The sequence below is a fragment of the Polaromonas sp. genome (genome assembly GCF_039930745.1).
Classification (GTDB): Bacteria; Pseudomonadota; Gammaproteobacteria; order Burkholderiales; family Burkholderiaceae_C; genus Polaromonas.
In genome coordinates this window covers 1-5295 of record NZ_JBDTTH010000158.1, presented here as the reverse complement: position 1 = coordinate 5295, position 5295 = coordinate 1, and the positions used below count along the sequence as shown (strand labels likewise).

Sequence of the window (5295 nt, the reverse complement as noted above, 5' to 3'; positions counted from 1 at the left end):
CCATCAAGGTGGGCATTCTGCACAGCCTGTCGGGCACCATGGCCATTTCGGAAACTGTGTTGAAAGACACCGTGCTGATGGCCATTGACGAAATCAACGCCAAGGGCGGCGTGATGGGCAAGAAGCTCGAGCCCGTGATTGTGGACCCGGCCTCCAACTGGCCCCTCTTCGCTGAAAAAACCAAGCAGTTGCTCGGCCAGGACAAAGTCTCGGTGATCTTCGGCTGCTGGACATCTGTGTCCCGCAAGTCGGTGCTGCCGGTGGTTGAGGAAATGAACGGCCTGCTGTTCTACCCCGTGCAGTACGAAGGTGAAGAGCTGTCCAAAAACGTGTTCTACACCGGCGCAGCGCCTAACCAGCAAGCCATCCCAGCTGTTGATTATCTGATGAGCAAAGCTGGTGGCGGCGCCAAGCGCTGGGTCCTGCTGGGCACCGACTATGTGTACCCACGCACCACCAACAAGATCCTGCGCGCCTACCTGAAAAGCAAGGGCGTGAAGGACAGCGACATCGACGAGAAATACACGCCGTTCGGCCACTCCGACTACCAGACCATTGTGGCTGATGTGAAGAAGTTCTCTGCAGGTGGCAAAACCGCTGTGGTCTCCACCATCAATGGCGACTCCAACGTTCCTTTCTACAAGGAACTGGGCAACGCCGGTCTGAAGGCCAAAGACGTGCCGGTGGTTGCCTTCTCCGTGGGTGAAGAAGAGCTGCGCGGCGTGGACACGAAACCGCTGGTCGGCCACCTGGCTGCCTGGAACTACTTCCAGTCGATCAAGAGCCCGGCCAATACCGAGTTCATCAAGAAGTGGTCTGACTACGCCAAGGCCAAGGGCATCGCCGGCCACAAGGACAAGCCTTTGACCAACGATCCGATGGAAGCGACCTACATCGGCATCAACATGTGGAAACAGGCTGTTGAAAAAGCCAAGTCCACCGACACCGACAAGGTCATCGCCGCCATGGCCGGCCAGACCTTCAAGGCACCGTCGGGCATCGTGTCGAAGATGGACGAGAAGAACCACCACCTGCATAAGTCGGTGTTCATCGGCGAGATCAAGGCCGACGGCCAGTTCAACGTGGTTTGGAAAACACCCGGCCCGGTGAAGGCCAAGCCATGGAGCCCGTACATCGAAGGCAACGACAAGAAGCCTGACGAGCCGGCAAAAATGGCTTCCAAGTAAAGCTGCTGCCGCAAGGCCCCGGGGGGGCCTGCGGTGCAAGCCGCACCTGATTTGCAGAAAACAGGTGCGGTTTTTTTTGGTCTGGCCCACTTCTTGCACTACTCCGGTGCATGAAAAATACATGCCTGACCCAGGAAGTTGCAGTCTGGGCACCGAAGCAAGCCGCATGGGCTGGCTGCTGTGTCCACCCTACAGGTTCTTCAACATGATGATTCGCACACTCCTTCTATCTGCTACGTTTTTTATAGCTGCTGGCGCCCATGCCCTGAGCGCGGACGAGGTAAAAGGCATGGCACTCGGCGAGACCGAGGCCCGCGTGGAAGCGCTCAACAAGGCCGCCGCCAACCCCGACGAAAAAACCGCCGCCTTCATCCAGGCGCTGGCTGACGATGCCGTCAAGACCGCCGGGGACAAGGTGTTTGTGATCAAGGATGACAAAGGCTTTGACCCTGTCACCGGTGCAGAAGTGAAAGTACCCGAAGACGCCGAAGACGTGATCAACAACAACATGATGCGTGGCGAGCTGGACACGGCGCTGGCTGCGCTCAAGCTCTTTTCCAAAGACGAAAAGGTGCGAGCCGACGCGATCAGGACGCTGGCCAGCGGCAGCGATGAGTCGCGCCTGCCGCTGATTGAAAAAGCCTGGGCGGCCGAGACGGTTCCCGCGCTCAAGACCCAGCTGGAAATGGTGCGTGCCACTATTTTGCTGGGCAGCAGCGACAAGGCCAAACGCCTGGAGGCCGCTGCGCGCCTGTCAGGCAGCAACAACCCGATCAGCAAAACCGTTTTGATAGCGCGCTTGTCGGAAGAAGACGATGCCGAAGTCAAAAGCGCGCTACAGGCTTCGTTGCGCCAGGTCGATGCCGCATTGGCCTGGGGTGACAAACTGGGTGCGGTTTTCAGCGGCATCAGCCTGGGCAGCATCCTGCTGCTGGTGGCGTTGGGCCTGGCGATTACTTACGGCCTGATGGGCGTCATCAACATGGCGCACGGTGAGCTGATGATGATTGGCGCTTACGCCACTTACGTGGTGCAGGGCGTCTTTCAGAAATATTTGCCCGGCCTGTTCGACTGGTATTTGCTGGCGGCGGTGCCGGTGGCTTTCATGGCCTCGGCCCTCATGGGTGCGGCGCTGGAGCGCGGCGTGATCCGCTTCCTTTACGGGCGGCCGCTGGAGACGCTGCTAGCCACATGGGGCATCAGCCTGATGCTGCAGCAACTGGTGCGCTCCATCTTCGGCGCGCAAAACGTCGGCGTGGAAAACCCGGTGTGGATGAGCGGCGGCGTGCAGGTGCTTGGCAATCTGTCGCTGCCTTACAACCGCCTGGTCATCATCGGCTTTGCGATTGCCGTGCTGCTGGGCATGGCCTGGCTGATCAGCAAAACGCGCCTGGGCCTGTTTGTGCGCGGCGTCACGCAGAACCGCCCGATTGCGTCGTGTATGGGCGTGAACACGGCACGCGTGGACACCTATGCGTTTGCGCTCGGTTCGGGCATTGCAGGCCTGGCCGGTTGCGCGCTGAGCCAGGTCGGCAACGTCGGCCCGGACCTGGGCCAAGGCTACATCGTGGATGCCTTCATGGTGGTGGTACTGGGTGGCGTGGGCCAGCTGGCTGGCACTGTCTACGCCGCCATGGGCCTGGGCATTTTGAACAAATTCCTCGAAGGCTGGACCGGCGCGGTGCTCGCCAAGATAGCGGTACTGGTGCTCATCATCATCTTCATCCAGAAGCGGCCGCAGGGCATCTTCGCGATGAAGGGCCGCTCAGCGGAAGCGTAAATATGAACACGCCTATTCACACCATCAACGAGTCCCTGCGAGCCGAGGCTGGCGTCGCTGTCGCCCCGGCTACCCCCTCACCCCAGCCCTCTCCCCCAGGGAGTGAGGGAGCCATGCGGGGAGGTGTCGCGTTGCCGGGCAAGGGCCCACTGCTTACGCGCTCCGGGTGGAGCGCCTTCATCGTTGCCCTGATCGTTGTGTGCGCCGCTGCGCCGCTGCTCAACCTTTGGGTGCCCGTGGACAGCCCCTTCCATATGAGCACCTATGCGGTGGCGCTTGTCGGCAAGATCATGTGTTACGCCATCGTGGCGCTGGCGATGGACCTGATCTGGGGCTACACCGGCATTTTGTCGCTGGGTCACGGCCTGTTTTTCGCGCTCGGCGGTTATGCCATGGGCATGTATTTGATGCGCCAGATTGGCCGCGACGGAAACTACAAAAGCGATTTGCCAGACTTCATGGTCTTCCTCGATTGGAAGGAACTGCCCTGGCACTGGGCCTTCAGCGACAGCTTCATCGCCACGTTGTTTTTGATCGTGCTGGTGCCGGGCATCGTGGCCTTTGTCTTTGGCTACTTCGCCTTCCGCTCGCGCATCAAGGGCGTGTACTTTTCCATCATCACGCAGGCCATGACGTTTGCCGCCATGCTGCTGTTCTTCCGCAACGAGACCGGCTTCGGCGGCAACAACGGTTTTACCGACTTCAAGCGCATCCTGGACATGCCGATCGCCACACCCAACATGCGCATGGTGCTGTTCGTGATCACCGGCCTGACCTTGCTCGGCTTCTTCCTGTTCGCCAAATGGCTGGTGCGCAGCAAGTTCGGCCGGGTGCTGCAGGCGATTCGCGATGCGGAAACCCGCGTGATGTTCTCGGGCTACAACCCGATCGGCTACAAGCTGACGATCTGGACGATTTCGGCCGTGATGTGCGGCATTGCCGGCGCGTTGTATGTGCCGCAGGTCGGTATCATCAATCCGAGTGAAATGAGCCCGGCCAATTCGATAGAGATGGCGATCTGGGCCGCGGTCGGCGGGCGCGCTACGCTGATTGGCCCCATCATTGGCGCCTTTATCGTCAACGGCGCCAAGAGCTGGTTGACCGTGGCTTACCCCGAATACTGGCTGTACTTCCTGGGCCTGCTGTTTATCGCAGTCACGCTCTTCCTGCCAAATGGCGTGGTTGGGCTGGTCAAAAAACTCCGGAAGGGAGGCGAAAAATGACGCCAGATCTTCTGGAGCAGGGCGCACGCCGCATCGAGCAGCGCCGTGCCGCACTCGAAGCCGGCAAGGCTAACACCGAGTCGGGGGGGCGCAGCGCGAGTGGCAGCCGCATTGCCACTCCGGGCGAAGTGGACGTCACGCACGGCCGGATTCTTTATCTTGAAGACGTGAGCGTGAGTTTTGACGGCTTCAAGGCCATCAACAAACTGTCGCTGGACATCGCGCCCGGCGAGCTGCGCTGCATCATCGGCCCCAATGGCGCCGGCAAAACCACCATGATGGACATCATCACCGGCAAGACGCGCCCCGACGAGGGCACGGTGTTTTTCGGCAGCACGATTAACCTGCTGCGCCACACCGAGCCGCAAATTGCCCAGCTCGGCATTGGCCGCAAGTTCCAGAAACCCACGGTGTTCGAGCAGCTCACCGTGTTCGAAAACCTCGAACTCGCGCTGAAAACCAACAAAGGCGTGAAGTCGTCGATGTTCTTCAAGCTCGACTCGGCACAGAGCGATCAACTCGCCGAGACACTGGTGACGATCCACCTGGCTGACAGTGTCAACCGCATGGCTGGCAATCTCAGCCACGGGCAAAAGCAGTGGCTGGAAATCGGCATGCTGCTGATGCAGGACCCCAAGCTGCTGCTACTGGACGAGCCGGTGGCTGGCATGACCGATGAGGAAACCGCACGCACCGCCGAACTCTTTCTCACGCTCAAGGGCAAACACTCGCTGATGGTGGTGGAGCACGACATGAGTTTCATCCGCACGATTTCTGAAATCGTCACGGTGTTGTGTGACGGGTCTGTGTTGGCTCAAGGTACTTTGGATCAGGTGCAGGCGGATGAACGGGTGATTGAGGTGTACCTTGGGCGTTGATTTTTCTACCCTGCGGGCTGAGCTTGTCGAAGCCTATGCAAGCTTGCGCATCAGTGGGTCTTCCTGCAAGCCGGGTCTCGCCCCGGCGGGCGAGGCACTTTTCTTTGCGTCGCCAAAGAAAAGTTCCCAGAAGAAAGGCGACCCGATGGTCTGGGTCCCCTGCGCTGCGCTCCGGGGCAACCTGCGGTGCTCGCCAAAAGCGGGGTCTCGCTCGAACTCGCCTTCGG

Annotated in this window: 4 protein-coding genes and 1 pseudogene; 4 read left to right on the top strand and 1 reads right to left on the bottom strand. The window is 60.0% G+C overall.

Annotated features, from left to right (window positions below; genetic code table 11):
- The 4 genes from urtA to urtD form a co-directional block, all read left to right on the top strand.
- Positions 1-1187, top strand: a 1187-nt coding sequence (urtA, locus tag ABI660_RS22900) for an urea ABC transporter substrate-binding protein (RefSeq protein ID WP_348072476.1), incomplete at its 5' end; no start/stop codon positions are given.
- Positions 1188-1392: 205 nt separating this feature from the next.
- Positions 1393-2967 (top strand): urea ABC transporter permease subunit UrtB, encoded by a 1575-nt coding sequence (urtB, locus tag ABI660_RS22895; protein ID WP_348072480.1) that lies wholly within the window; start codon positions 1393-1395, stop codon positions 2965-2967.
- A gap of 113 nt (positions 2968-3080) precedes the next feature.
- The gene (gene urtC, locus ABI660_RS22890; RefSeq protein WP_348072478.1) at positions 3081-4190 is read left to right on the top strand and encodes an urea ABC transporter permease subunit UrtC; all 1110 of its coding nucleotides are present in this window, start codon (positions 3081-3083) and stop codon (positions 4188-4190) included.
- Positions 4187-5068: an urea ABC transporter ATP-binding protein UrtD gene (gene urtD, locus ABI660_RS22885; protein WP_348072474.1), complete on the top strand. Its 882-nt coding sequence runs from the start codon at positions 4187-4189 to the stop codon at positions 5066-5068. The genes urtC and urtD overlap by 4 nt, the downstream gene beginning before the upstream one ends.
- A 33-nt stretch (positions 5069-5101) precedes the next feature.
- Here urtD and ABI660_RS22880 read toward each other — a convergent pair.
- Positions 5102-5295: pseudogene (locus ABI660_RS22880) on the bottom strand (hypothetical protein); the annotation flags it as partial.